The organism is Ruegeria sp. AA3 (genome assembly GCF_056542905.1).
Genome location: NZ_JBQGAQ010000005.1, coordinates 103137 through 129082, shown reverse-complemented (window position 1 = coordinate 129082; position 25946 = coordinate 103137). Strand labels below are relative to the sequence as shown.

At 58.0% G+C, this 25946-nt stretch carries 28 protein-coding genes; 15 read left to right on the top strand and 13 right to left on the bottom strand.

The features are described from left to right. The first annotated feature begins 55 nt into the window (after window positions 1–55). Together ACR0JR_RS10755 and ACR0JR_RS10750 are read left to right on the top strand one after the other, a co-directional pair. Complete coding sequence (locus ACR0JR_RS10755; protein WP_480456134.1) at window positions 56–868, top strand: protein-disulfide reductase DsbD domain-containing protein; 813 nt, start codon at window positions 56–58, stop codon at window positions 866–868. Window positions 869–872: 4 nt separating this feature from the next. Beyond that, window positions 873–1307, top strand: a complete 435-nt coding sequence (locus ACR0JR_RS10750) for an NUDIX hydrolase (RefSeq protein WP_170772025.1) — start codon at window positions 873–875, stop codon at window positions 1305–1307. On the opposite strand, the gene ACR0JR_RS10745 is transcribed toward ACR0JR_RS10750, so the two are convergent. From ACR0JR_RS10745 to ACR0JR_RS10720, 6 genes are all read right to left on the bottom strand, one after another. Further along, window positions 1287–4688 carry an efflux RND transporter permease subunit gene (locus ACR0JR_RS10745; protein ID WP_480456133.1) on the bottom strand — a complete coding sequence of 1134 codons (3402 nt, stop codon included), beginning with the start codon at window positions 4686–4688 and terminating at the stop codon, window positions 1287–1289. The two genes, ACR0JR_RS10750 and ACR0JR_RS10745, sit on opposite strands and share 21 nt — an antisense overlap. A gap of 5 nt (window positions 4689–4693) precedes the next feature. After that, entirely contained in the window at window positions 4694–6151 is a 1458-nt protein-coding gene (locus tag ACR0JR_RS10740) for an efflux RND transporter periplasmic adaptor subunit (protein ID WP_480456132.1), read from the bottom strand. Between the two features lie 105 nt (window positions 6152–6256). Beyond that, window positions 6257–6799 carry a molybdenum cofactor biosynthesis protein B gene (gene moaB / locus ACR0JR_RS10735; RefSeq protein WP_010443618.1) on the bottom strand — a complete coding sequence of 181 codons (543 nt, stop codon included), beginning with the start codon at window positions 6797–6799 and terminating at the stop codon, window positions 6257–6259. A gap of 6 nt (window positions 6800–6805) precedes the next feature. Next, window positions 6806–7426 (bottom strand): LysE family translocator, encoded by a 621-nt coding sequence (locus ACR0JR_RS10730; protein WP_170781276.1) that lies wholly within the window; start codon window positions 7424–7426, stop codon window positions 6806–6808. Beyond that, on the bottom strand, window positions 7423–8022 hold the full coding sequence (locus ACR0JR_RS10725) for a metallophosphoesterase family protein (protein WP_480456131.1): 600 nt from the start codon (window positions 8020–8022) through the stop codon (window positions 7423–7425). Before ACR0JR_RS10725 ends, ACR0JR_RS10730 begins: the two co-directional genes overlap by 4 nt. Further along, window positions 8019–8783, bottom strand: a complete 765-nt coding sequence (locus tag ACR0JR_RS10720; RefSeq protein WP_480456277.1) for a uracil-DNA glycosylase — start codon at window positions 8781–8783, stop codon at window positions 8019–8021. Before ACR0JR_RS10720 ends, ACR0JR_RS10725 begins: the two co-directional genes overlap by 4 nt. 758 nt (window positions 8784–9541) lie before the next feature. On the opposite strand from ACR0JR_RS10720, the gene ACR0JR_RS10715 reads away from it, so the two are divergent. The 8 genes from ACR0JR_RS10715 (at window position 9542) to ACR0JR_RS10680 (ending at window position 14960) form a co-directional block, all read left to right on the top strand. Continuing rightward, on the top strand, window positions 9542–10477 hold the full coding sequence (locus tag ACR0JR_RS10715) for an aspartate carbamoyltransferase catalytic subunit (protein ID WP_010443613.1): 936 nt from the start codon (window positions 9542–9544) through the stop codon (window positions 10475–10477). Beyond that, a complete protein-coding gene (locus ACR0JR_RS10710; RefSeq protein WP_480456130.1) occupies window positions 10474–10992 on the top strand; it encodes a hypothetical protein in 519 nt (172 codons plus the stop codon). The genes ACR0JR_RS10715 and ACR0JR_RS10710 overlap by 4 nt, the downstream gene beginning before the upstream one ends. Further along, window positions 10977–11363 carry a hypothetical protein gene (locus tag ACR0JR_RS10705; RefSeq protein ID WP_480456129.1) on the top strand — a complete coding sequence of 129 codons (387 nt, stop codon included), beginning with the start codon at window positions 10977–10979 and terminating at the stop codon, window positions 11361–11363. The genes ACR0JR_RS10710 and ACR0JR_RS10705 overlap by 16 nt, the downstream gene beginning before the upstream one ends. Then, a complete protein-coding gene (gene pyrC / locus ACR0JR_RS10700; protein ID WP_480456128.1) occupies window positions 11360–12640 on the top strand; it encodes a dihydroorotase in 1281 nt (426 codons plus the stop codon). The genes ACR0JR_RS10705 and pyrC overlap by 4 nt, the downstream gene beginning before the upstream one ends. Then, window positions 12640–13245, top strand: a complete 606-nt coding sequence (plsY, locus tag ACR0JR_RS10695) for a glycerol-3-phosphate 1-O-acyltransferase PlsY (protein ID WP_480456127.1) — start codon at window positions 12640–12642, stop codon at window positions 13243–13245. The genes pyrC and plsY overlap by 1 nt, the downstream gene beginning before the upstream one ends. Continuing rightward, window positions 13242–13517 carry a hypothetical protein gene (locus ACR0JR_RS10690; RefSeq protein WP_170544754.1) on the top strand — a complete coding sequence of 92 codons (276 nt, stop codon included), beginning with the start codon at window positions 13242–13244 and terminating at the stop codon, window positions 13515–13517. Before plsY ends, ACR0JR_RS10690 begins: the two co-directional genes overlap by 4 nt. Window positions 13518–13689: 172 nt before the next feature. Next, complete coding sequence (locus ACR0JR_RS10685) at window positions 13690–14163, top strand: YHS domain-containing (seleno)protein (RefSeq protein WP_010443607.1); 474 nt, start codon at window positions 13690–13692, stop codon at window positions 14161–14163. 263 nt (window positions 14164–14426) lie between these two features. Then, complete coding sequence (locus ACR0JR_RS10680) at window positions 14427–14960, top strand: outer membrane protein (RefSeq protein WP_480456126.1); 534 nt, start codon at window positions 14427–14429, stop codon at window positions 14958–14960. A gap of 41 nt (window positions 14961–15001) precedes the next feature. On the opposite strand, the gene ACR0JR_RS10675 is transcribed toward ACR0JR_RS10680, so the two are convergent. Continuing rightward, the gene (locus ACR0JR_RS10675; RefSeq protein WP_480456125.1) at window positions 15002–15985 is read right to left on the bottom strand and encodes a quinone oxidoreductase family protein; all 984 of its coding nucleotides are present in this window, start codon (window positions 15983–15985) and stop codon (window positions 15002–15004) included. Window positions 15986–16200: 215 nt separating this feature from the next. On the opposite strand from ACR0JR_RS10675, the gene ACR0JR_RS10670 reads away from it, so the two are divergent. Continuing rightward, window positions 16201–17058 carry a DUF2189 domain-containing protein gene (locus ACR0JR_RS10670; RefSeq protein ID WP_029622266.1) on the top strand — a complete coding sequence of 286 codons (858 nt, stop codon included), beginning with the start codon at window positions 16201–16203 and terminating at the stop codon, window positions 17056–17058. A gap of 15 nt (window positions 17059–17073) precedes the next feature. On the opposite strand, the gene ACR0JR_RS10665 is transcribed toward ACR0JR_RS10670, so the two are convergent. Both ACR0JR_RS10665 and ACR0JR_RS10660 read right to left on the bottom strand, forming a co-directional pair. After that, window positions 17074–18060 (bottom strand): NAD(P)H-quinone oxidoreductase, encoded by a 987-nt coding sequence (locus tag ACR0JR_RS10665; protein ID WP_480456124.1) that lies wholly within the window; start codon window positions 18058–18060, stop codon window positions 17074–17076. A gap of 72 nt (window positions 18061–18132) precedes the next feature. Next, on the bottom strand, window positions 18133–18825 hold the full coding sequence (locus ACR0JR_RS10660; protein WP_480456123.1) for a COQ9 family protein: 693 nt from the start codon (window positions 18823–18825) through the stop codon (window positions 18133–18135). A 112-nt stretch (window positions 18826–18937) separates the two neighbouring features. Here ACR0JR_RS10660 and rpsU point away from each other — a divergent pair, with 112 nt between their 5' ends. Next, on the top strand, window positions 18938–19144 hold the full coding sequence (rpsU, locus tag ACR0JR_RS10655; RefSeq protein ID WP_005614280.1) for a 30S ribosomal protein S21: 207 nt from the start codon (window positions 18938–18940) through the stop codon (window positions 19142–19144). Window positions 19145–19441: 297 nt separating this feature from the next. Continuing rightward, on the top strand, window positions 19442–20632 hold the full coding sequence (locus ACR0JR_RS10650) for a CAP domain-containing protein (protein WP_480456122.1): 1191 nt from the start codon (window positions 19442–19444) through the stop codon (window positions 20630–20632). A 52-nt stretch (window positions 20633–20684) separates the two neighbouring features. On the opposite strand, the gene ppk2 is transcribed toward ACR0JR_RS10650, so the two are convergent. Beyond that, complete coding sequence (gene ppk2 / locus ACR0JR_RS10645) at window positions 20685–21602, bottom strand: polyphosphate kinase 2 (protein ID WP_170781317.1); 918 nt, start codon at window positions 21600–21602, stop codon at window positions 20685–20687. 170 nt (window positions 21603–21772) lie between these two features. Next, window positions 21773–22231, bottom strand: coding sequence for an Lrp/AsnC family transcriptional regulator (locus ACR0JR_RS10640; protein WP_010443599.1), 459 nt, complete (start codon window positions 22229–22231; stop codon window positions 21773–21775). A 135-nt stretch (window positions 22232–22366) separates the two neighbouring features. On the opposite strand from ACR0JR_RS10640, the gene ald reads away from it, so the two are divergent. Then, window positions 22367–23482, top strand: a complete 1116-nt coding sequence (gene ald / locus ACR0JR_RS10635; protein WP_480456121.1) for an alanine dehydrogenase — start codon at window positions 22367–22369, stop codon at window positions 23480–23482. Between the two features lie 190 nt (window positions 23483–23672). Here ald and ACR0JR_RS10630 read toward each other — a convergent pair whose 3' ends face one another. After that, on the bottom strand, window positions 23673–24479 hold the full coding sequence (locus ACR0JR_RS10630; protein ID WP_170781287.1) for a mechanosensitive ion channel family protein: 807 nt from the start codon (window positions 24477–24479) through the stop codon (window positions 23673–23675). A 219-nt stretch (window positions 24480–24698) separates the two neighbouring features. Between ACR0JR_RS10630 and ACR0JR_RS10625 the strand changes: the two genes are divergently transcribed. Next, a complete protein-coding gene (locus ACR0JR_RS10625; RefSeq protein ID WP_170781288.1) occupies window positions 24699–25397 on the top strand; it encodes a glutathione S-transferase family protein in 699 nt (232 codons plus the stop codon). A gap of 49 nt (window positions 25398–25446) precedes the next feature. Here ACR0JR_RS10625 and ACR0JR_RS10620 read toward each other — a convergent pair whose 3' ends face one another. Continuing rightward, window positions 25447–25893, bottom strand: coding sequence for a YtoQ family protein (locus tag ACR0JR_RS10620; protein WP_480456120.1), 447 nt, complete (start codon window positions 25891–25893; stop codon window positions 25447–25449). Window positions 25894–25946: the final 53 nt, after the last annotated feature.

Genomic DNA, 25946 nt, shown 5'->3' with positions numbered 1-25946 from the left:
CTAAGTGACCGGAACGTGACTTGGCATTTACGCTCAGAATGCGCATGTTCTGCCAATGAAACTGTTTTCGAAATCCGCCGCAGCCGGTCTGACGGCCACTCTTTGCTTTGGCTTGCCTGCGATTGCTCAAGGGGTTGGTAACCTGGTGCAGCTTGAGGTTCTGGACGGTGGCCGGACCGCCAAGGGCACCTATCAAGGCGCTTTGCATCTGACGCTGAAGGAAGGCTGGAAAACCTATTGGCGTGCGCCGGGTGATGCGGGCATTCCGCCGCAGTTCAATTGGACAGGCTCTGGCAACATAGCGGATATCGCTATCACGTGGCCCGCACCGCATGTGTTCGATCAAAATGGGCTGCGCTCGGTCGGGTATGAGGATCAACTGGTACTTCCCGTTGAGATCACACCTAAGAACCCTGCAAAACCCGTTCGTTTGCGCGGTGAGATGGATTTGGGTGTCTGCAAAGATGTCTGTGTACCGGGTAAGCTGGATTTTGACCACACTCTGGATGCAAAAGCCGGTCGCCATCCGGCTATAGCAGCTGCCCTTGCCCAGCGCCCGTTTTCCGAGCGTGAGGCTGGCGTGGTGAACGCAACCTGCCACCTGACGCCCACTTCGGACGGGATGCGGATCGAGGCGCATATCACCATGCCCTCTGCAGGCGGGTCCGAATTCGCCATAATCGAACCGGGAAACCCGATGCTCTGGGCTTCGCAACCCGAAACACATCGCCAGGGCAAAACCTTAATCACCAGTTCTGAGGTCATCAGCGCCTCGGGTGGTCCGTTTGCGCTGGATCGGTCTGAAGTGCGAATCACTGTGCTCGGGGCGAACCACGCTGTAGACATACAGGGATGCAGCGCAGGCTGATCGGATGAGTCAAACTCCTAAGATTGGCGCGTTGGCCGTAGTTGTTCATGAAAATCAGGTGCTGTTGGTTCAGCGCAACAAGCAACCCGACGCAGGGTTGTGGGGTTTTCCCGGTGGCCATGTGGAATGGGGTGAAACCGTTTTGGCCGCCGCTGCCCGTGAGCTGCGGGAAGAGACGAGCGTGATTGCCGAACCGATGGAGTATCTCGATAATCTGGATTTGCTTCTGCGCGACGGCGAAGGGCTGATCCGGGCGCATTATCTGTTGGTTGGTGTCGCGTGTCGCTACACTTCGGGTACGCCGGTTGCTGCAGATGACGCGCGGGACGCGCAGTGGTTCCCCGTCGATCAGATCAAAGCCCGTGACCTTCCCATGAGTAGCCGCGTACCCGATCTTCTGCAGCTTGCGATCTTGCGATCAAGCCTCGGCGCGACCTGACAATCGTGCGTATAGCAAGCTCGACAGCAGCACTCCCAACAACAGGATCACCGTCGCTCCGGCGGCAAAGACGCCAAAGCCCAATTGCAACACAATTGGCCCATCCGGGGCTGGGTAGAAGTCTGAAAGCAGCACCATCGGTTCACCCGTAACGGCGGGCCAGATCATTGATACCCCTAACCAAACCGCCAGCGCTGCGCCTGTTGCGCGAACGGCTATGCGCACCACTCTATCCGGCGCTCGTAAGGCACGCCGCATTGCAGTCATCGGACGCGAGACATCGTTCAGGATCGCCAGCAGCGCGGGAACAAGCAACAGGATCAGCACCATCCCGAAGCCCAGCCCGTAGACCAGCGTGATCACGGTTGGCTTCAAGAACTGTGCCTGTTGTGAGCTTTCGTACATCAAAGGCGTCAGGCCCAGCACAGTGGTCAAAGTGGTCAGCATCACCGGTCGCAGCCGGTCTGCGGTGCCTTCAACAATCGACGGTACCAGCCCTCGTTCCTGTTGATACCCATCGATTGTAGTCACCAACACGATCGAGTCGTTGATGATGATCCCGGTCATGCCCAACAAGCCAACAACGGTGAACATGCTCAGCGGCACATCCCAAAGGTAATGCCCCCAAATCGCGCCCACGAGGCCAAAGGGTATGATCGCCATGACCACCAAGGGCCGCGTCCAGCTGGCAAAGACCCATGCCAGAACCAGATAAATCCCGGTCAGACACAGGATCAGCCCGGTGCGCGCCTCTGAGAGGAACTCGTCCTCCTGTTCGCTCAGACCTGCCATGCGCCATTCAACCTGACGTTCGGAGGCAATGTTGGGCAGAATTTCCTCCTGCATCGCCCGAGCAATCTCGGCGGCTTGCGCCGGATCATCCTCGGAAATGTCGCCGTTCACCGAGATCACGCGCAGGCCATTTTCGCGCCTGACAGTCGAGAACCCTGACTTTCGCTCGACCGAGACAATATCGGCCAGCGGAACGTAAACACCATCGGGCGTCCGCATCAGCGTGCGTTCCAGAAAATCAGCTGTCAGTTCGCCCTCGGGCAGTTCGATCCGAATCTCGGTGCTGCGCGGTCCGTCCGGGAAAGTGGCGGCCTCGATCCCGTTCAGTCGGTTTCGCAATACGCGGCCAAGTGTTTCGATGCGGAAGCCCAGCGCCTGGCCCTGTGCCGTCAGATCCAGAATGAACTCTTCCTTGTCATAGGCCAGATTATCCTCAAGCGCCGAAACTTCTGTGTATTTCGACAGCGCCGCCTGCAAATCTTCGGACGCGGATTTCAACGTGTTCACATCGGCGCCGTAGAATTGCACGTCAATTGCATCGCCACCGGGGCCCGAGCGCCAGCCGCGGAAACTGAGCAATTCGACCTTCGGATGGCGGGGGACAAAGTCCTGAAGCTCACCCACAAACTCAAAACTGGAATAGGGACGCAGGTCGGCATCAATCAACTCGATCGAGACACCGCCCAGCAGATCGCTGTCCTTCCCATCCGCCGCACGCAGCCCCCATCCGGCCGATCCGCCTACTTCTGACAGAACATAATCGATGGGATTGCGGCCATGACGCTCTTCGTAGATCTGGCCCAGTTCTTCGGTGGCCCGCTGGACCATGTGCATCATTTCAAGCGTCTCCGCACGTGTGGCACCTTCAACCATGATGAAATTGCCGGTGACCGAGCCGCGTTCCGGCGCATTGAAGAAACGCCAGTTCACATCCCCCCGTATGAACAGAGCGATCTGGCTGGCCAGAACGACAACCATCAACGCAACCACAACGTAGCGCGCCCAGATCACCCACGCGACCAGCGGGCGGAACAGATGATCGCGCACCCAGCGGAAACCTCTATTTACGACCCGGTTTGGCCAGTCATACCAATGTTCCTTTGCCGAATGTGCGATGGCATGCGCCATGTGGTTCGGCAGGATCAAAAAACACTCGATCAATGAGGCAATCAGGACCGCAATAACGGTGAACGGAATGTCGCGGATCAACTCTCCGAACCGGCCACCGATCGCGGTTAGTCCAAAGAATGCGATGACGGTTGTGACGGTTGCGGCAAACACCGGCATCGCCATGCGCCGGGCTGCGCGTTCGGCAGCGACCATCGGCGCTTCGCCCAGCCGGCGAGCACGAAAATCGGCATGTTCGCCCACCACAATGGCGTCATCGACCACAATGCCCAGCGTGATGATGAGACCAAACAGAGACACCATGTTCAGTGAAAGCCCGCCCAGATACATCAGAGCAATAGCCGCTGACATCGCAACCGGAATGCCGGCGGCCACCCAAAAAGCGATCCTCGCGTTGAGGAACAGGAAGAGCAGGCACACCACCAGTCCCAGGCCCAACAGACCGTTGTCCACCAGAATATCCAGACGGTCGGTGATGGCTTGCGCCCGTGTGCGGATCAGCTCAATCGTGATGCCTTCGGGCAGGCTCGCCTGCATCTGGGCCACTACATCCTCAACATCGCGCTGGATGCCAATGGCGTCGCCAAGATTGGAACGATCTACGCGGATCGACATTGCAGGATTTTCACCTACAAAATAGCTGCGATTGCGCGTAACGCCCTCGACCCTGATTTCAGCCACATCCCCTACAACAAGCTTTGAGCCGTCTGCAAAATTGCGCAGGGCGATGCCCTCAATTTCTTCCGGGGTGCGTTTTTCCACCCCCGTCCGGATGCGCGCATTGGCTCCCGAGACATCGCCTGCAGGGTTAGCCGTGACTTCGGCAGCGATGGCCGCCGCGATATCCGAGAGTGAAATGTCATTGGCGATCAGCTGCACTGTGGGCACCTCGACCACCACGCGCGGTGCGGCCAAACCGCGGATCGTAGTGCGCGTGACCCCGGCGGCAAAGAGGCGGCTGATCAGTTCATCGGTGAACTTAGCCAATTGCTCGGCCTCGATGGGGCCAGTGATGACCACATCTGTGACACGATCACGCCAGGCCCCGCGCCGAATTGTCGGCTCCTCGGCGTCTTCGGGCAGGTTGGTGACACTGTCGACTGCCGTCCTAACCTCTTCGACTGCGCGGGACATATCCCAGTTTGGTTCAAATTCCAGCCGGACCTGTGCCGATCCTTCGCGCGAGGTTGATTCGGTACTGGCCACACCCTCGACAGCCAATAGCGCAGGTTCGAGCAGTTGGATTATGCCATTGTCGACATCCTCGGGGCCGGCGCCCTCCCATTCGACATTCACATCGACGCGTTCAAGGATCACATCAGGAAAGAACTGCGCCCGCATGTTGGGGATCGCCGCGATGCCCAACACCAACATGACCAGCAGCAACAGATTGGCCGCTGTCCGATGCCTGGTAAAATAACTCAGGATACCGCCTGCCGCGCTGGGAATTTCGCGCATCATGGCGCCTAACCCCCGGCCCGATTGTCATCAAGACGGCGTACAAGAGCGGCAGGTACCTTTGCCTCGCTCAGTTGACCCAATACCTGGGCCTTATCCGCCTGTGACATCCCATCGCTGGCCTCGACCTGTGCGACAAGTTGAGCCCGCTTTTCGTCGGAGAGTTCGACCATGCCGGGATCAACTTCGGTGCTGGCTTCAACCCGCAGAGGCCGGACACGAACGCCCGAACCCAACAGAGGCGTCCGTCCGATCACTACTTCTCGACCCTCCAGACCTTCACCGCGCAGCAATACTTCATCTCCTTGACGACGGATCAGTTGTACTGCCAAAGGCTCCAACCGATCGTCCGGACCAAGCACCAGCACGTTGCCCGCTGCATCCAGAACAGAGGACGGCAGACGCACAACATTCTCCAGCGGTTGTTCCTCAACCGAAACGGTGACGAAATCCCCTGGTTTGAAACCTGGCGCATCATCGAGGCGGGCATAGATCAGACGCCCGGTCTGCCCTTCACCCGCAGCACCGCTGTCGCGCCTGATTTGGCCCTTGGCGATCAGATCGGTCCCAGTGACCTCTAGCGACACGGTAACTGGTGCGGAAATCAAGCCGCCTTGCGCGTCCAACAATCGCACATATTGCGCGGTCGAGACCCGGAACGCGACCTCAAGCGCGTTGGGGTCCACAAGTTCAGCCAGCTTTTCATTGGCCGCGACCAACCGGCCTTCAACCAAAGTGACCTCAGTCAACGTCCCGTCAAAGCCGGCGTGGATCGTCATGTCTTCCAAATCACGCTCGGCCCCTTCCAGCGCGATGCGGGCGCGGGCAAACAGTGTGGTGGCCTGATCAACCCGAGACTCAGCCTGCGCCAACGCAATCCTGCGCGCCAGAACTGCCTGATGAGCAGATGTTGCAGCCAGTTCCGCCTCTTCAACACTGGCAGCCGCGCCAACGCCTCGTGTCTGTAGGTCTTGTTGACGCTGAAGAGCCCGGTCGCGTAGCTCGGCCTGCGCTTCGGCTGATTTCAATTCATCCTGCGCCAGCAGCAGCGAGCGTTCTGCGTCTCGTTCTTCAAATTGGGCATCCAGAAGATCGGATTTGGCGCGGTCCAAGGCTGACTGCATATCAGCTGGATCCAACTCAACCAGCAACTCACCAGCCGTCACGGTGCCACCGTCTTCAAAGTCATCCGCCAGCGACACAACGCGCCCGCCCAAGGCTGCGCGCAGCTCCAGCCGACGGCGACTTTGGATCTGACCAAATGCCTCCAGATAGGGCGTAACGGTTTCTGGTTCGGCGGCGCGGACACTGACGGCGAAAATGCGTTCCCGCGCCTCGGGGGTCTGATTGTCCCGCGTCAGCACATCCTGCACCGCACCCGAGATCATCTGTACAGCCACGATCAACAGGCCCAGCGTCAGAAACGCCAGGAACACACCTACAAGGCTTTGCCGCAGAAATCGCATCGGTCACTCACCTTTGGTCGCACATGCTGTCTTCCGCAAAGGTAGCCGGGTCGCAAAAAATGCCAAGCCACAAAGCGGTTATGATGCGTTAAACGCAGGACCAGTCTACTTCCGTCGCAGATGTTCGTCCAATCTGGGCATTATTTCCACGAAATTGCAGGGGCGGTGGCGATAATCGAACTGTTTCTCCAAAATCGCATCCCACGCGTCTTTACACGCGCCCGGGCTGCCCGGCAGCGCAAACAGATAGGTTCCGCCCGCCACACCGCCTGTGGCGCGGGACTGCACGGCAGAAGTACCTATCTTTTCCATAGACACTATGGTGAACACGGTGCCAAACGCCTCGATCTCTTTTTCATAAACATCCCGATGTGCCTCGACTGTAACATCGCGACCCGTCAGACCTGTGCCGCCGGTCGAGATCACAACGTCGATCTCAGGATCAGCGATCCAAGCACGCAATTGTTTTGCTATCTCAGCGCGCTCATCTTGTATAATCCTGCGATCCGCCACTGAGTGGCCCGCTTTTTCGATCCGATCCACCAACGTCTGGCCCGAGCGATCCTCGTCCAGAGACCGCGTGTCAGAAACAGTCAGGACAGCGATCCGGACGGGAATGAACTTCTTGCTTTCGTCAATGCGTGACATGCGGTGTCAGGCCCTTTCCATAATAGCAAGCCGGAGGGCCAAAGCGGTGAAGATCCCCCCTGACACCCAACCTAGAATACGCGAGGCACGCGGGTTGCCGATTAGCATCCGACCTGCGCCGCCAGCGAAAATGCCGACCAGCCCATTCACAACAAACCCGCCGACACCAAGAATTGCGCCATAGATCAGGAACTGCGCCAATACCGAACCCTTCCCTGGATCGATAAATTGCGGGATGAAAGCGAGCACGAACAGAATGACTTTGGGATTGGTCAGGTTGACTAGCATCCCGTCCCGAAAAGCGTAACGGGTGGGTCTGTTCGGTGCGTCGGCGGCGACTGCACCATTCCTGATCGCACCCCATGCGAGATAAAGCAGATAACCCACCCCGACCCAGCGGATCACATCGAACAGCCACGGCAGGGTAGCGACCGCCGCGCCAAGGCCGAGACCGGCAATCAGAACGTGCACCATACCGCCTGCAGAGACCCCGGCACTTGCGGCAATCGCAGGGCGCGGACCTGCGCGCAAGCCTTGACCAAAACAGAACATCATATCCGCGCCGGGTGTGAAATTCAGCGCCAGCGCTGCCGGGATAAAAGCCAGCAGCGTTACCGTGTCGATCATAAACTCACCTCGAACCAATGCACTTTGGGCCCCAGATTGGCTATCTGTGTACGGCCGATGGTGCCTCGGTAACCCCAGCTGTCATGGATATGCCCGCAAAAGACGAATTTGGGCTGAAGCCGTTCGACTGCGTCTCGAACGGCGACTGAGCCAACCGATTGGCCTTGCGAGGTAGTATCGCCATGCCCTTTGGGTGGAGAATGCACGATCAGGATATCTGTGGCCTCGCACCGATCCAGCAGTTCTGCGGCCTCAGGCTCGGTCAGGTCGCAGGACCAATCGCCAAAAGGCGTGACTGGCACGCCATAGCCCAGCCCAAACAGGCGCAGACCATCCAGTGTCATGCCTGTCCCGTGCAGAACATGCGCACCTTCAGGCGCGGCTTCTGTCAGTTCCTCGGCGCTTTCCGCATTGCCCGGCACCAGAACCAGCGGAGCCGCAATGCCCGAAAGCATCTGCATCGCTTCATCTAATCCCCGCCGCGCGTTGCAAAAGTCGCCGGCCCCAATGACCAGATCAGCCTCAGCACTGGCGGCCACCAAGTCGGAAGCGCGGTTGCGCGCCATGTGCAGGTCAGAGAACGCCAGCACCCTCATGCCCCGCCCCTCAGCCGCGCTTGCAGGTCCAGCAGATCGGCCCAGGCCTGTCGCTTCATCTGCGGTTGACGCAGCAGGTAGGCCGGGTGGAACATCGGGATGACCGGCAGGTTCAGCGCCTGATCCCATTTCCCGCGCAGCCGTGTGATACCGCGTTTGCCCAGCACGGCCTGACAGCTGATATTGCCCATCACCACCAGCACCTCGGGTTTGGCCAATGCCACATGCTGTTCCAGAAACGGCTTCATCATGCCGATCTCTTCTGGCTTGGGATCGCGGTTTTGCGGAGGGCGCCACGGCAGCACGTTGGTAATGTAGACATTCTCGCGCCGATCCAGATCAATCGCGGCCAGCATCCGGTCCAGCAATTGCCCGGCGCGCCCGACAAAGGGCTTACCTTCGCGATCCTCATCACGACCGGGCGCTTCGCCGATGATCATTACCCTTGCGCCCGGTGTGCCGTCGGCAAACACCAACTGCCGCGCGCCGCGTTTGAGGTCGCAAAGATCAAACGTCTCCATCGCCGCACGCAAATCGACGAGCGATCCGGCGGTCTTTGCCGCCTGTTTTGCAACTGCTACGGCATCGACGGGTTCAGGCTTTTTTGCAGGTTCAATCGCAGCGGGTTTCTTCGCCTTGGACGCTTTGTCCGGCAACGCATAGCGATCCACCGGCGCGTCGCCGATCGCCTCGGTGGCGCCCAGCTCGATCTGCCATTCCAGCAGCGCCCTCGCGGTATGATGGTCCAAACCCGATTCCATAACCCTCAATCTAACCAGCTTTTGACCGAGGGAAAGCGAATAGACCTTGCCATGGCACAGGGTCGCACCGACCATGGCGGGGTCATGCTGTCATTTCTGCGATTCCTTCTGATTGCTCTATTGCTAGCAACCTCTGGCGGTTCGGCGAGCGCGCAGCTGTTTGACCGGAATACTCAATGCCGCCCCGGACAGTTGCAATGCGGGCGCGGTTGCTGCCCCGCAGGCCAGCGCTGCAGCTTTGATGGCCGCTGTATCCCACCCGGGCACACCTATTGTGGAGGCGGACGCACCTGCGGCCCGTTCGAGCGCTGCGTGGCAGGAGGAACCCGTTGCGCCCCGGCGGGGGCGAACAAGTGCACCTCGCGTCTGGATTGCCCAGGTGGCAGCTTCTGCAACGGGCGCGGGGAATGCGAGCGCAGCAGACCGGATTTGGTCCCAGCTCCATCCCCAACCTGCGCGGATGGCCGGACCTGCGGAGCCGGTTCATCCTGCTTGCCGGGCGGCGGATGCTCACGCCCCGGCTGGTTTCTGTGTGATGAAACCGGTTCGCAATGCCGGCCCGGCTTTAAATGCTCGGCTCATCAGGGCTGTGTTCCGATCAAGGCTATCGATTGCGGCTATGGCAAGTGGTGCAAACCCGGCGAACAATGCCTGCCCGAAGGCGGATGCGAGAAACTGCCAGAAGGGTCGGAACCTTAGGTTGCCTTGGCTTGCATGGCTTCCTATAAGCGGTCCGATTGTCAGACAGGAGCCCGCCCATGCGTTTCGCCCATCGTCACCTTCTTGGCATCGAGCATCTGTCGCAATCCGATATCACCGCTATCCTTGATCTGGCCGAAACCTATGTCGATCTGAACCGGCAATCGACTAAGCATTCGGACGTGCTGTCGGGTCTGACCCAGATCAACATGTTCTTTGAAAACTCGACCCGCACGCAGGCCAGTTTCGAACTGGCGGGCAAGCGGTTGGGGGCCGATGTGATGAACATGGCGATGCAGGCCAGTTCGATCAAAAAGGGCGAGACACTGATCGATACGGCGATGACGTTGAATGCGATGCATCCCGATCTGCTTGTAGTACGGCATCCTCATTCCGGCGCGGTGGACCTGCTGGCGCAGAAGGTAAACTGCGCCGTGCTGAACGCGGGCGACGGGCGGCATGAGCACCCGACACAAGCCCTTCTGGACGCGCTGACCATCCGCCGGGCCAAGGGCCGGCTGCACCGGCTGAACATCGCGATCTGCGGAGATGTGGCGCATTCGCGCGTCGCGCGCTCGAACCTGATCCTGCTGGGCAAGATGGAAAACCGTATCCGCCTGATCGGCCCGCCGACGCTGGTACCGTCTCAGTTCGCCGAATTCGGGGCCGAAATCTATGACGACATGAACGAAGGCCTGAAAGACGTCGACGTAGTCATGATGCTGCGCCTTCAGAAAGAACGCATGGACGGCGGTTTCATCCCCTCAGAGCGCGAATACTACCACCGCTATGGGCTGGATGCCGCGAAACTCGCGCTGGCAAAGTCCGACGCCATCGTCATGCACCCCGGCCCCATGAACCGAGGGGTCGAGATCGACGGCACTCTGGCCGATGACATCAACCGGTCCGTCATTCAGGAACAGGTCGAGATGGGCGTTGCTGTCCGCATGGCCGCCATGGACCTGCTGGCGCGCAACGTGCGAGAAGCCGCATGAACGATCTGATCATCGCCCCCCATGAGCGCGGCGTGATCCGCCTGTTCTCGCTGGATATGCACCCGGAAGAGGCGAAATTCCTGCACGAACCGGGGGCTGTTGATCAGGTACTTGGAGTCGAAGGGCTGGACCCCGAACAGATCGACATTTTTCCAGTATCCGACCTCGAAGACCTTGGGCTTTATGGCTATCTCAGCGAAGGCTGCGGTGTCTCGATAGACCAGTTAGACCGCACGAAATTGGAGGCCATCGAAGGCTGGGTGATGGTCCTGCGCAGCGCGGCTTTCGGCGATCGATCAGTAACCCTTTCACCCGATCCACGCCTGCATCTGATTGGCCTGTTCACGGAAGAGGCCACGAACTGGACCGGCGACGTGATCGAGACGGAAAGCGCAAAGCCATACTCGGCCCCGCAAAGCCCGCCAGCGGATACCAAACCAAACCGCATCGGATCAGCGGTCATTGCCTTGCTGATTCTGATCGCCATCGGAGGTGCCTTGTGGCTGATCCTGTGACATTCTCCTCGGACAAAAGCGCTTTTGTCCGCACCAATGCATGGCTCGCCGCCTTTGCAATGGCGGCCGCGATGGTCGTGCTATGGTTGATCGGCAATCCCTACGTCTGGACCGGCGCGCCTGCCGGGTTGGCTGCCATCGGGATCCGCGCGTGGTATTTGGCCTCGGAAGAACTGGTCGCCACGTGGGAAATGACAGACACCACCCTCACCGGTCCCGGTTCGCGCAAGGTGGCGCTGAACCAGATTCAGGCGGTCAACACGATTGGCAGCTTTGTCCAGATCGTCACCAAAGGCGGCGACAAACACCTTATCAAATACCAGGCGGACCCCGCCGCCACCAAAGCCGCAATCGAAAGGGCCATGGCATGAGCAATCTGATTTTCACCAATGCCCGCCTGATCAACCCCGAAGCGGACACAGATAGCATCGGCTGGCTGAAGGTTGCCGACGGTAGGATCGCGGCGCTTGGTGAAGGCGCGGCCCCAGACGCTGACGCGCAGGTGGTCGATTGCGGTGGGCAATGCCTTGCCCCCGGCATTGTCGACATTGGCGTCAAGGTGTGCGAACCCGGTGAACGGCACAAGGAAAGCTATAAATCTGCAGGTCTTGCAGCAGCCGCGGGGGGTGTGACAACCATCGTCACGCGCCCTGATACCCTACCTGCCGTCGACACACCCGAGACGCTGGAGTTTGCCACCCGCCGCGCGCAAGCGGACGCTCCGGTCAACGTCCTGCCGATGGCCGCCCTGACCAAAGGACGCGAAGGGCGTGAGATGACCGAGATCGGGTTCCTGCAGGACGCAGGCGCCGTGGCGTTTACCGATTGCGATCATGTCGTGACCAACACCAAGGTGTTTTCTCGTGCTCTGACTTACACTAAATCCTGCGGCGCACTGGTCATTGCGCATCCGCAGGAGCCGGGGCTCAGCGCTGGAGCTGCAGCCACCAGCGGCAAGTTCGCCGCTCTGCGAGGCTTGCCCACCGTAGCGCCTATTGCTGAGCGGATGGGACTGGATCGTGACATCGCCTTGCTTGAAATGACCGGAGCCGCCTATCACGCCGATCAGATCACAACGACCCGCGCCCTGCCCGCACTGGAACGCGCCAAGCGCAACGGGCTGGACATCACGGCAGGCACGTCGATCCACCATTTGACACTGAACGAATTGGACGTGTCCGATTATCGCACCTTCTTCAAAATCAAGCCCCCACTGCGATCCGAAGATGACCGGCTAGCCGTGATCGAAGCAGTGCGAACCGGTCTGATAGACACGATCAGCTCCATGCACACCCCGCAGGATGAGGAAAGCAAGCGCCTGCCGTTTGAAGAGGCGGCCTCGGGCGCGGTGGCGCTGGAAACGCTGCTGCCTGCGGCGCTGCGCCTATACCATTCCGAACAGCTGGACTTGCCGACCCTGTTCCGCGCCATGGCCCTGAACCCGGCCAAACGGCTGAGCTTGGAGAGTGGTCGCCTGTCCCAAGGCGCGCCCGCTGATCTGGTCCTGTTCGACCCGGATGTTCCCTTTGTTCTGGACCGCTTTACGCTGAAATCGAAATCGCAGAACACACCGTTTGACGGCCAGCGGATGCAGGGTAAGGTCACCGCAACCTATGTCGCTGGACAAGAAGTGTACCGGAGAGCCTGATGCCCTTGATCGACAGCACAATGACTCAGCTCATCCTGTGGGCCGCGTTGGGATACCTGCTTGGGTCAATCCCGTTTGGCATGATCGTCGCGCGCGTGATGGGTCTGGGAAACCTGCGGCAAATCGGGTCGGGTAATATCGGGGCAACCAACGTTCTGCGCACCGGCAACAAGGGAGCGGCGGCGCTGACATTGTTGTTTGATGCGGCCAAAGGCGCCGCTGCCGTTTTGCTGGCGCGCGTATTGGCCGGTGAAGACGCTGCGCAAATCGCAGCGCTTGCCGCATTTCTTGGTCATTGCTTCCCGGTCTGGCTGGGCTTCAAAGGCGGCAAAGGCGTAGCAACCTTTCTGGGCCTTTGGCTCGCGCTTGACTGGCGCGTGGGTGTCGCCTGTTGTTTGACATGGCTGGTTGCAGTGCTGATCTGGCGTATTTCATCTGTTGGGGCGCTGGCCGCCGCCGCTCTGTCCACAACTTGGATTATGGTTTTGACAGATGGCAGTACGTTTTTCCTCGGGATTGCTTTGACCTTACTGGTCTACTGGCGGCACAGCGCCAACCTCGCGCGTATCAAGGCAGGCACCGAGCCAAAAATCGGAAAATCGTGACGGCGTCCAGCGCTTTCCTGAAGGCGATCGATGATCTGCCCATCGGCACATTCACGGGGGCCGCTGGCCCGCGCAGATATTTGGTTTCGCATCAGATCATGGCAGGTGGGAAATCACACAAGCTCGTGGCCTATCAACTGGGCGGACCGGACTATATCAGCTTAAACCTTTATCTCACCCGCAAGAGCGGTGCGCTGCTGCGCCCCTGTGAGATGCCCGCTGAGAAAGTGGTTGCCTTTGTTCTGGCGCTCGTGCCTGACGTGCAGGAATGAACAACAGGTCTTTGTGACCGCACAATCACAATTGATTGCTTTGAACGTGAACAGGCCATTCCCCAACTGGGATTTTGTGACGACCAATTACCGGCGTCGCGACAATCAAATCCGGATCGCCCGGGCAAAATTACCGTGCTCTTAAGCGAGCCTATTCACGAAAGGTGAAGTCATGAACAAGTTCAAATCCATAATCAGCGGAGTCGCGCTGTCTGTTGCCATTGCAAGCTCGGCCATGGCCGCAGGTGTTGAAATCAATGCAAGCTCAACCGGCTTGGCAATGCAGGGCTATGACCCAGTTGCCTATTTCACCGTTGGTGAAGCCACCAAGGGCGACTACCGCATTTCCACCCTGCACAACGACGCGCTGTACCGTTTCGCATCGGAAGAGAACAAAGCCGCCTTTGAAGCCAACCCTGAGGCATACCTGCCCGCTTACGGTGGCTACTGCGCATTTGGCACCGCAATGGGCTTCAAGTTTGACGGTGACCCGAATTACTGGAAAATCGTCGACAACAAGCTGTACCTGAACCTGTCGCAGGACATTCAGGAGCGTTGGGAAGGCGACATTCCGGGCTTTGTTGAGCAGGCTAGCGCAAACTGGGAAGACATCGCCGACAAAGACCCGGCTGAACTGCAGCAATAATTCGCTGACAAGACCTTTGTATATCGGCGGCAGATCGTATCTGCCGCCGATCTTCGTTTGAAGGCGCCGTGCCGCGGCCTATTTAGAATCAAAGACAAGCGCCCAGATCAAATGGGCCCGCGCCGGGGACACCGGCTAGCCATCAGGATGGTTCGGAATAGACAAAGCATCACTGATCCGGCTTTTGGGCTGGTTCGTAGTGCTGGGCATAAGGCTGCCAGCCGATTACCGGTCAGCAGATTTCGAGCGAAAGGAAACAGAAGATGACGGGTAAACTTGCACTGTTCACCTCTATCGTGACGCTAGCGGCGGGTTCAGCGATGGCTCAATCCTCGGGCAGTTGGACTGGCTTCTATGGCGGCGCGCAGATCGGCTATGCGGATATCGACACCAACATCTCAGGCGTTGATGGCGATGGTGCCATTGGTGGTATCATCCTTGGATATGACTATGATCTGGGCGACTGGGTAGTTGGCGGTGGCTTTGACTATGACTGGAGCGACATCGACCTGGGCAGCGCTACCACGGTCGAGAAAGTCTGGCGCATCAAAGCGCGCGCTGGCTACAAGGTGAACCCACAGGGTCTGCTATACGGAACCGCTGGTTATGCCGACGCGGACACAAATAATCTGGGCAGCGACAATGGCTGGTTTATTGGTGCTGGCTATGAACAGATCGTCGCCCCCAACATCAGCGTAGGCGGCGAACTTTTGTATCATGAGTTTGATGATTTCAATTCATCGGGCGTCGATGTTGATGCCACGACGCTCCAGTTGCGTGTCGCGTACCGGTTCTAAACAAATGTACGGGTCCGGCGGTCATTGCCGGGCCTCTCCTGTTAGGGCACCAGGATTGTACTGCCGGTGGTCTGACGCGCTTCCAATACGCGATGTGCATCAGCAACCTGATCCAGCGGAAACTCCTGATCGACGTGGATCTTAACCTCGCGCCCATCCACTTTGCCAAACAGACGCCGCGCCATTGCCTGACAAGTAGCGTGATCCGAGATATGGGTGAACAGGGTTGGGCGGGTGATCTTCAAGGATCCTCGTTGCGCAAGCATGCCTAAGTCAACCGGTGGTACTGGTCCCGATGCATTGCCAAATGAAATCATCATACCCAAGGGTTTCAGGCAATCCAGCGACCCTTCGAACGTGTCTGCGCCAATGGAATCCATCACCACATCTACACCTTTGCCGCCGGTGATCTCGGCGACACGTTCGACAAAGTTCTCGGTTCGGTAGTTGATGCAATGCGACGCGCCGTTGAACTGCGCCAGGCTGCATTTTTCATCCGTTCCCGCGGTGCCAATCAGCTTGATGCCTTCGGATTTCGCCCATTGGCAGGCAATCAGGCCGACGCCTCCAGCGGCGGCGTGAAACAAAACGGTGTCCCCCCGACGCAAAGGCGTTGTGCGGTGAAACAGGTACTCGACCGTCATGCCTTTCAGCATCATGGCCGCAGCGGTACGGAACGAGATACTTTCGGGCAGCGGACATACCTGTGCGGCAGGCATCACACGCGCTTCGGAATAGGCCCCGGACGGGCCTGCAGCGTAGGCCGCGCGTTGGCCAGTGGAAAGGTGCGTGACACCTTCGCCCACAGCCTCAATCACGCCGGCTGCCTCCATCCCCAATGCGTGAGGCAATTCAAGCGGATAGAGACCGGTGCGCTGATACACATCAATGAAATTCAATCCGCAGGCATGGTGGCGAATGCGTACTTCTCCCGGCCCCGGATCCCCAAGCGGACGATCCTCAATCCGCAGGGCCTCTGGCCCGCCGTGTTCGTGAATGACGACAGTGCGCGCTGTTTGCTGCATGATACCCTCCGTTGCCTGTTGAAACAAAGCTAACATGCCTGTTCGACAGGGCAATCGTTGTTATCCCTCAAGCATGTTCGGGCAAGATTTTGCAATATGTGCTATAATGCGGGTGGACGTTGTAAATGGGCAGACGTTGCCGGCTGATCCGGTCACACGAATTTGCCGTACCGGATGCATCCCGCGGCGCACCCACGCCAGAGAAGGGGATGAACATGGACAAGACAATCGGTAACCCAATTACCTGGGTCGCCCGTAATCTGCGGGCGACCAGCGATCATGTGTCGGAATCAGTATCCGAAATCGGCAGCGCGGATGTCCGCACCCTGCCAACAGTGCACACGCTGACCCTGCAGGATCTGCGCGAATGCCTGAAAGCCGGATATAACGATTTTCTCGAAACTCGAGCCGATGCGATCTTTATCGTTCTGATCTATCCGATCGCAGGCCTGCTGATGTTCGGTATTGGGCTCAACAAAGACATGGTGCCTTTGCTGGCCCCGCTGGTCATGGGCTTTGCCCTGATCGGACCTGTCGCCGCGGTTGGGCTTTATGAGATCAGTCGCAAGCGGGAACAGGGCGGAGACGTCCATTGGCTGGATGCGTTTGGCGTGTTCCGCTCGCCTTCCTTCGGCGCGATATTGGCACTGGGCTTTTATCTGGTCATGCTGTTGTTGATCTGGCTGATGGTAGCGCAAGGAATCTACGCGCAGACACTTGGGCCAGAGCCCCCAGCCTCGGCAACAGCCTTTATCACCGAGGTATTTACCACCGGAGCTGGCTGGAGCATGATCATCATCGGCACCGCCATCGGCTTCCTGTTCGCACTGGTCGCGTTGGCGCTGAGCGTGGTCAGCTTTCCATTATTGCTTGATCGCAAAGTGGGCGTTCCAGTGGCCGTGGTGACCTCGGTTCGGGTCTTGCGTCAAAACCCGGGCGTGATCCTGACTTGGGGTGCGATCGTGGCGACGCTTCTGATATTGGGCGCCATACCGATTCTGCTGGGCTTGATCGTAGTGATGCCCATTCTGGGTCACGCCACTTGGCATCTGTATCGCCGGGCGGTCGCCTGACCGCGCGGCGTCAGCTTAGCCGGAGACTTTAAGAACGATCTTGCCGATATGGCCCGATCCTTCCATCCGCGCGTGCGCAGCGGCGGCTTCAGCCAAATCGAATTCGGAATCCATCACAGGCGCAACCTTCCCGGCCTCAAGCAAGGGCCAGACGGCTTCACGCAAGTCTTGCGCAATGCGTGCCTTCGCCAGATCGCTTTGCGGACGCAGAGTACTGCCGGTCAGGGTTAGACGCTTGACCATCATCAGCGCAAAGTTCAGTTCGACCACCGGACCTTGCAGGAATGCGATTTGAACCAAACGACCATCTTCGGCCAGCGCTTTGACGTTGCGCGGGATGTAATCGCCGCCCACCATATCGAGGATTAGGTTTGCGCCACCCTCCGCACGCATCGCAGCCACGAAGTCTTCATCGCGATAATTGATCGCCTTCTCAGCCCCCAATTCGACACAAGCCGCACATTTCTCAGCCGATCCGGCCGTGGCAAAAACCCGAGCGCCAAATGCATTGGCCAACTGGATCGCGGTCGTGCCAATCCCGCTTGAACCACCATGGACCAGAAAACGTTCCCCCGCTTTCAGGCCACCCCGCGTAAATACATTGGACCAGACGGTAAAGAAGGTCTCTGGCAAGCAGGCAGCTTCTTTCAAACCCATGCCCGTAGGAACAGGCAAGCAATGCGCGGCAGGAGCGGCTACATATTCGGCATAACCGCCACCTGGCAGCAGGGCGCAGACCTGATCGCCAGTCGCCAGCCCCTCAACACCCGTGCCAATCGCGACAACCTCTCCTGAGGCTTCCAAACCCGGCAGATCGCTCGCACCCGGAGGCGGATCATACGCCCCCGCCCGTTGCAGCGCATCAGGACGGTTCACCCCGGCATAGGCTACTTTCAGAACCACCTGACCCTCCGCCGGTTCCGGCATCGGGCGTTCGGTCAATTGCAGAACGTCCGGGCCACCCGCTTCGGTAATCTCAACAGCGCGCATCGTCTGGGTCATGGGCATATCTCCTTTGCCTCTTGCCTAGCAGTCAGTAGCGCAGAGGCCCAGCAACAAGTGGAAACGTTGCGACTATTTCCCCGATGACAGCGAACCGGGCAAGTTGTCTGGCATCTTCACCGGAGCCTTCACCTGACCCGCAAGCCAGTTGGGCACAGCCAGAAACGGCTTCAGCAGCGGATTGTCATTCACCTGCGCCTTGAGCTTTTCGAACTGCATCACGCCCTCGATCCGGCGATCGAGGAATTCCCATGTCGCCTGATAATCCGGACTGTCATCGCCCAGCCAATACAATAGTGTTGAAGAATAGACGCCCGACAGAGTGGCACGTTTGGTGTACCAGTTCACGTCATCCGAAGTATCGCCAAGCGCTGTCCAGATCTGGTCACAGGTGCCCCAGACCGCCTTGGCCCCATCTGCGGCATAGATTGGCAACGCGAACAGAGTCACACCCCGGCGCACGGCCTCTTTGTCTTCGACTGCCTGTAAACGAAAGCGGACAGCGGCGGCGATCTTGTCACGAAACTTCAGCCCACTTAGATCCTCAGTATTGATACGATCCAGCATTGCCGCATCACCGCGCGCATGGAAGGCCAGTGCCAGATCGACAGCACCGCGCGGGCAGATGGCACGGGCCAGTCCAGCACCCAGACCGCAATCGGAAATCGCTGCACGAAAACTTGTTTCCGACCAACCGTCAAAGGGCACATGGTCGAGAATCGCGTTCAGAAGTTGTTCTTTGGTATCTTCATAGGTAGCGGTCATTTCGGCTCTCCGAGGCTGCGGGTCCAGTACTAGACAAGTTAGGCGCGCTTTGCTATACGGCCACCTCCTGCAATTTCCTTGCAACTCTATCTAGAAAGGTGGTGACAACCACATGCAGGTTAGTGTTCGCGACAATAACGTCGATCAGGCGCTTCGTGCCCTGAAGAAAAAGCTGCAGCGCGAAGGCGTGTTCCGTGAAATGAAGCTGAAGCAACATTTCGAGAAACCGTCCGAGAAAAAAGCGCGCGAGAAAGCTGAAGCGATCCGCCGTGCCCGTAAACTGGCACGTAAGAAAGCACAGCGCGAAGGTTTGCTCTAAGAGCCTACCGCGACTCGTCCAGCTTTGGATGACACTATTTGACAACCCCCGAGGCCCCGCCCGGGGGTTTGTCGTTTTTTAGGGCGGATATTCTCGCCCATTCCCGGCTTTACCCTCGCGGCAACCTGCCGATTTTGATGCAATCGCCTATGTCGGCATTTTACAGCGCAGCGAATCGCCGCTCGGTTGCATTCTGCCGCCGAAAATCGCCCAACGCCGTACCTACCCTGTTCAGCGTTCTTTGATCGTCTGTAAGTGAGGCCGTCCACTCAGACATAACCAAAAACGGAGGCACTGATGTCGACAGCAAGTACGGTTGAGCGCGAAATGCTCGCGCTGATCAACCAAGAGCGCATATCCCGCGGTCTTGATCCCCTGGAACTTGAACGCAACCTGAATGAATCATCCGAGGACCACAGCAGCTGGATGCTGGACACCGACCGGTTCAGCCACACCGGTCAGGGTGGTTCATCCGCGACCCAACGGATGCAAGCCGCAGGGTTCGACCTGTCCGGGAGCTGGCGCACCGGAGAAAACATCGCCTGGCAATCCGAGCGCGGCGCACCAGGCATCAGCGATGATGTCGCGCAATTGCACCAGAACCTGATGAACAGTCCCGGCCACCGAGCCAACATTCTGAACCCCGATTTTAAGTATATCGGCATCGGGATCGAAGAAGGCGACATGCAGGGGTTCGATGCAGTCATGGTGACGCAGAACTTTGCCGCGACACAAGGCGAGGTCGATCTTGATAACGGCGGCACCACCCCGCCAGTGGCCCCACCGGCCGAAGAGGTTGTTGAGCCGGAGGAAGAAGAGGTTACCACTCCTACCGAACCTGAAGTGCCGGATTCCGACGTCACCGAGACTGAGGAACCGGGTGACGAAACACCGGTGGCGGAAGTTCCTGAAACCGAAGAACCGGCTGAAGAGACCCCGGACGAGGACGTTACTGAAACCGAAGAACCAACGGACGAAACTCCGGACACCGATGTGACAGAGACCGAGGGACCTGCGGACGAAACGCCGGACACTGACGTCACTGAGACCGACGACCCAGTCGAGGAGACACCGGAAACTGATGTCACCGAAACTGAAGAGCCGGAAACGCCTGATACCGACGTGACTGAAGTTGAAGACCCGGAACCTGAAGTGCCGGATACCGACGTCACCGAGGTCGAAGAGCCAGAATTACCTGAGGTTGTCGTTGACAATGGTGCACCGGGCGCGGACTGCTTTGACGTTCAGGCCTTCCTTGCCGGGATCGAAGCGTTTGTTAACGCACTGCAGGCCCATTTTGACCAGTTCGATTGGTCTCCGGTGCAGCAGGCCGATACGACCCCGGAAATGGATGATTTCGATCTTGTGTTCGACACCGACGTCGCTGACGACATGATTGAAACCGTTGAAACCACAGTCGAAGACACGAATGACGATATGTGCGGCATGTTTGTATTTGAAATGAACTGCGGATTTGATTGGGGCTAATCAAACCGTTCAGGTGCGGGGGATCACTCTCCCGCACCACATGCCAGCCAAATCAGTAGATTTTTGGCACGTGTAGCTCATCCGGCAGAATACGCCGTTCGTATTCGGGATTATAGCGCCGATCCGGCAAGTTGACCTTTTCTTGCGGCACATCCTCATAGGGGATCTTGGTCAACAGGTGCTCGATACAATTAAGCCGTTCGCGCTTTTTGTCATTGCCTTCAACGATATACCATGGCGCCTCGGATATGTTGGTGCGAAAGAACATATCCTCTTTGGCCTTGGTGTATGCCTCCCACCGGATGCGGGATTCCAGATCCATGGGCGACAGCTTCCACTGCTTCATTGGGTCGTGAATGCGCATCAGGAATCGCAGTTGCTGTTCTTCGTCTGTAATCGAGAACCAGTACTTAAGCAGAATAATCCCCGACCGCACCAGCATCCGCTCGAATTCGGGAACGTCCTGAAAAAACTGTTCAACCTGATCTTCGTCGGCAAACCCCATCACGCGTTCCACACCCGCTCGGTTGTACCAGGACCGATCGAAGAACACGATCTCACCCGCCGCAGGCAAATGGGGCACATAGCGCTGAAAATACCACTGGCTTTGTTCCCGTCTGCTAGGCGCAGGCAAGGCGACCACGCGCGCGACCCGCGGGTTCAAGCGCTGTGTTATGCGTTTGATCACCCCACCCTTGCCAGCACTGTCGCGGCCTTCGAACAGGATGCAAACCTTGGCCCCGGTGTGAACCACCCAATCCTGTACCCTGATAAGTTCGGCCTGCAGACGCAAAAGGTTACGAAAATAGACCTTGCGATCCAGCATATCAGGATGCTGATCCTTGTAGATCTTACGCACCTCGACCGAAAGCATTGGTTCGCTGAATTCGATCTCGAAATCTTCATCCAGCGAATCTTCCAGTTCGGCTTCCAGCCAATCTTTAGGGGTGCTGTCATGTTCGTAAACCAAGGTCTGCTCCTTATCGTCTTCGGGTTCGGACCATACAGGGCCAGTGTAACCATCGGATGTCAGCGCGAATTGCCAATGTTTCACTTATGGTCAGAGCTATAGATTTTGAACCGGTCTGAAGGCAGATACAAGCGGTCAGGATGAAACGCGGCCACCGGGTGCGGAAGAGTTCAAACTGGCAGGGCCGTCGTTTTGAAAACCGTGCGCAAAGCAAAAGAGCTTTGCATCTGCGCCACGCCGGGCAAGCGAGACAGGTACTGCCGATGTATGCGCGCGAAATCTTCGGTATTTTCAGCAACCACCTTCAGAATATAATCCGCTGTTCCGGCCATCAGATGACATTCTAGTACATCGGGAATTCGGGCTACTGCCTTTTCGAAGGATTCAAGCACCTCTTCCGCTTGTCCCTGCAAAGTAATCTCGACAAACACAGTTGTTGGCACATTCATTTTACGTGCATCCAGCAATGCGACGTAATCTTTGATATAACCTTCTGCCTCAAGCCGTTGAACACGGCGGTGGCACGCCGATGGTGACAGGTTGGCCTGTTCGGATAGCTCTGAATTAGACATCCGACCTTTGCGCTGAAGGGCTGCCAGAATCTTTCGATCGGTCGCATCTATCATCATCGGCGCACATCCATTGCGTAGTATTTAACTATCTTCGGATAATTTCCTACAATTCCACCATTTGGCAAGCAGGGTTTCACAAAAATTGCACAGCATAATGCCCATAATTTAGGCAGTTTATGAATGGAGTCTCACATGAAAATCGGCTGCCCCAAGGAAATCAAACCCCAGGAATTCCGCGTCGGGATGACCCCGAACGCGGCTGGCGAGGCTGTGGCCCGTGGTCACGAAGTCATCATCGAAACCGGTGCCGGGATGGGCTCGGGCTTTGACAATGATGCCTACGTCGCGGCAGGAGCTCGCATCGTCGACACTGCAGAAGAGGTGTTCGCCACCGCCGACATGATCGTCAAGGTCAAGGAACCTCAGGCGGTCGAGCGTAAAATGCTGCGCGAAGGTCAGTTGCTGTTCACCTATCTGCACCTGGCACCCGACCCAGACCAGACCCACGACCTGCTGGAATCCGGCTGTACTGCGATCGCCTATGAGACTGTCACCGACGCGAACGGCGGCCTGCCTCTGCTGGCGCCGATGTCGGAAGTTGCTGGTCGCTTGGCACCTCAGGTTGGTTCTTGGACCTTGCAGAAAGCCAATGGCGGCCGTGGCGTTCTGATGGGCGGAGTCCCAGGTGTTGGTCCTGCCAAGGTGATCGTCATTGGTGGCGGTGTTGTCGGCACTCATGCCGCGAAGATCGCAGCGGGTATGGGCGCAGATGTCACCGTGCTGGACCGCTCGTTGCCGCGTCTTCGGTATCTGGACGATGTGTTCGGCGGAACGTTCAAGAACCAGTATTCAACTGCTGGTGCGACAGCCGAGCTGATTCAGGATGCCGACCTTGTCATCGGTGCGGTTCTGATCCCGGGTGCAGCAGCTCCGAAGCTGATCTCGCGCGAACAGCTGTCGACCATGAAGCCCGGCGCGGCTCTGGTAGACGTTGCGATTGACCAGGGCGGCTGCTTCGAAACCTCGAAAGCCACCACCCACGCAGATCCGGTTTACGAAGTTGACGGCATCATGCACTACTGCGTCGCCAACATGCCCGGCGCGGTTGCCCGAACCTCAACTATCGCACTCGGCAACGCAACCATGCCGTTCATGCTGTCGCTGGCAAGCAAGGGCTGGAAGCAGGCCTGCAAGGACGACGCACACCTGCTGGCAGGTCTGAACGTCCACGCCGGCAAGCTGACTTACGAAGCGGTAGGTACCGCCCTCAACATCGACTCTGTCGATCCGACAACTCTGCTGAACTAAGAGCACTTCCACCTCTGAAAGCGTCCTTTTCCAAAGGACGCTTTACAGACTTGGGCCTGGCGCCGCGCCAAAGGCGCGGCGCTGTTGTTTTCTGGCCCAACGGTCGCGCAAAAAAAGGCACCGCGCTTTGGCGCGGTGCCTGGCCCAACCGGAGGAGGGCAATTCAATGCCCGAGCGACGGGCGGGAGGCTTACGCCTCTTTGTGAATCTCCACTGAATGCGGATACGGGATGGATACGCCCTTGGCGTCAAACGCTTCCTTGATAGTTTTGGTAAGTTCGAACTTCACATCCCAATAGTCAGCCGCTGCACACCACAGGCGCGCTGTCAGATCAACCGAGCTGTCTCCAAGGTTTGTCACCCGCACCCAAGGCTCAGGATCAGCCATGACACGACTGTCGGCCTTGGCCACATCCAGAATGATGTTCATCGCCTCATCCGCGCTGTCGCCATAGTCGATGCCGAACACCAGATCGACCCGGCGCGTGTCATGGGCGGAGTAGTTTGTGATCACCGAACCCCAAGCCTGACCGTTTGGCACGATGATCTGTACGTTATCCGGCGTCACCAGCTCAGTCGTGAACAGATTCAAGTCTTTCACGGTACCTGCTGTGCCACCAATATCGACATATTGGCCCAACTTATAAGGCCGGAACACGACCAGCATCACGCCTGCGGCTAAATCACTGAGTGTTCCCTGCAGCGCCAAACCGATGGCCAAGGATGCGGCACCCAGAATGGCCACGATGCTGGTCGCCTCGATACCGAAGATGCCCAGCACGGCGACAAAGACTATCGCCAGCAGCACCCATTTCACCAGGCTCGCAACAAAATTCCCCAAAGTCGGGTCGATATGCGGTGTCGCGTTGATCCGCCGCCGCACCAGACCACTTATGGCTCCGGCGACGATCCAACCCAATACCAGAACGATCAGCGCTTTGATCGCGCTCATGATCAGCGGACCAAATGCGCCCACCTGTGTTACGACGTCTTCCACGTACTTCTCCTTTGCACCAACAGCAAACCCGCGCTGTTGGCGCGGGATCACTGAAAGTCTGGGCTAATTTTGCGCTCAGGTCTAGGTGCGGGATTTCCGAGTTTTCCCCCTGCTGTTCCCCAGCAAACAGTCACTGTCCGGTCCTGCACACTCAAACACCTGACAATCTGCGCTCATGCCACCACATTGAGACCTATAACCCTGTTGCAGGAGCATATCATGCTGGACACCACCTCATTCCCGATCATGGCCAAATGGCCGCCGCAATTTCCTGATCGCATCCAACTTTATTCCTATGCAACGCCCAACGGGGTCAAAGCGTCGATCATGCTGGAGGAAACCGGACTGCCCTACGAGGCACATCTAGTTACGCTGGCAGATGCGGATGTCAAAAGTCCCGAATTTCTGTCGCTAAATCCCAATAACAAGATCCCGGCTCTCATTGATCCGAACGGGCCCGATGGGGTCCCGATGGGGCTTTTCGAAAGCGGAGCGATCCTGCTGTATCTGGCCGAGAAAAGCGGCATGCTGCTGGGGCAGAGCAAGGCGGACAAACATTTAGTCACCCAATGGCTGATGTTCCAGATGGGCGGCGTTGGGCCGATGTTCGGTCAGCTGGGGTATTTCCACAAATTCGCTGGCAGCGAGATCGAAGACCCCCGCCCCCGCGAACGCTATGTGACCGAGGGCAAACGCTTGTTGAACGTCCTGGAAACACAGCTGAACGGCCAGGATTGGATCGCCGGAGACTATTCGATCGCGGACATAGCCATCGCACCCTGGCTACGTGGTCTCGACTATTATGGCGTCAAAGAAGTTCTCGGTTGGGACACCTACAGCAATGTAGCGGCCTATCTCGACCGTTTTCTGGAAAGGCCTGCAGTTCAAAAGGGCCTGACCATCCCGCCTCGGGATTAACTTGAACCACAGGGCGGCGGCGCCAAAGTGCCGCACGCCCTTGGGCCATTCAGCCTGGCAATCGGCCTGTCTCGACGTAACGCAGAATCTCGACAACCTGCGCGGGCTCTTCCGCCACCGCAAGCGCGGCCGCGTCCACCTCTTTCAAAGCGTGTTGATGATCGGGTCCATGTAACACGATGATCGATTTGCCCAAGGCCGCCGCGTAGCCGGCATCAAAGGCTGCATTCCACTGCTTGTATTTGTCCCCGAAGCGTACAACGACCACATCAGCGTCTGAAATCCCCTTTCGGGTTCGGATCGCGTTCACCATCGCACCCTTGTGGTCATGCCAATACTTATTTGGCTCTGCCCCCAAAATCGCGACGCCACAATCATCCGACGCATCATGATCTGTCACTGGGCTACTAAACTCTATGTCCAGCCCTTCGGCACCTGCGGTAATCTGTTCCCGCCAATCCGTGTGAATCTCACCCGAAAGATAAACTTTTAACATGACCTATTCCTCCCGCAAAAAAGGGGCGCGCCCGCCCCTTCGTGATATCATAT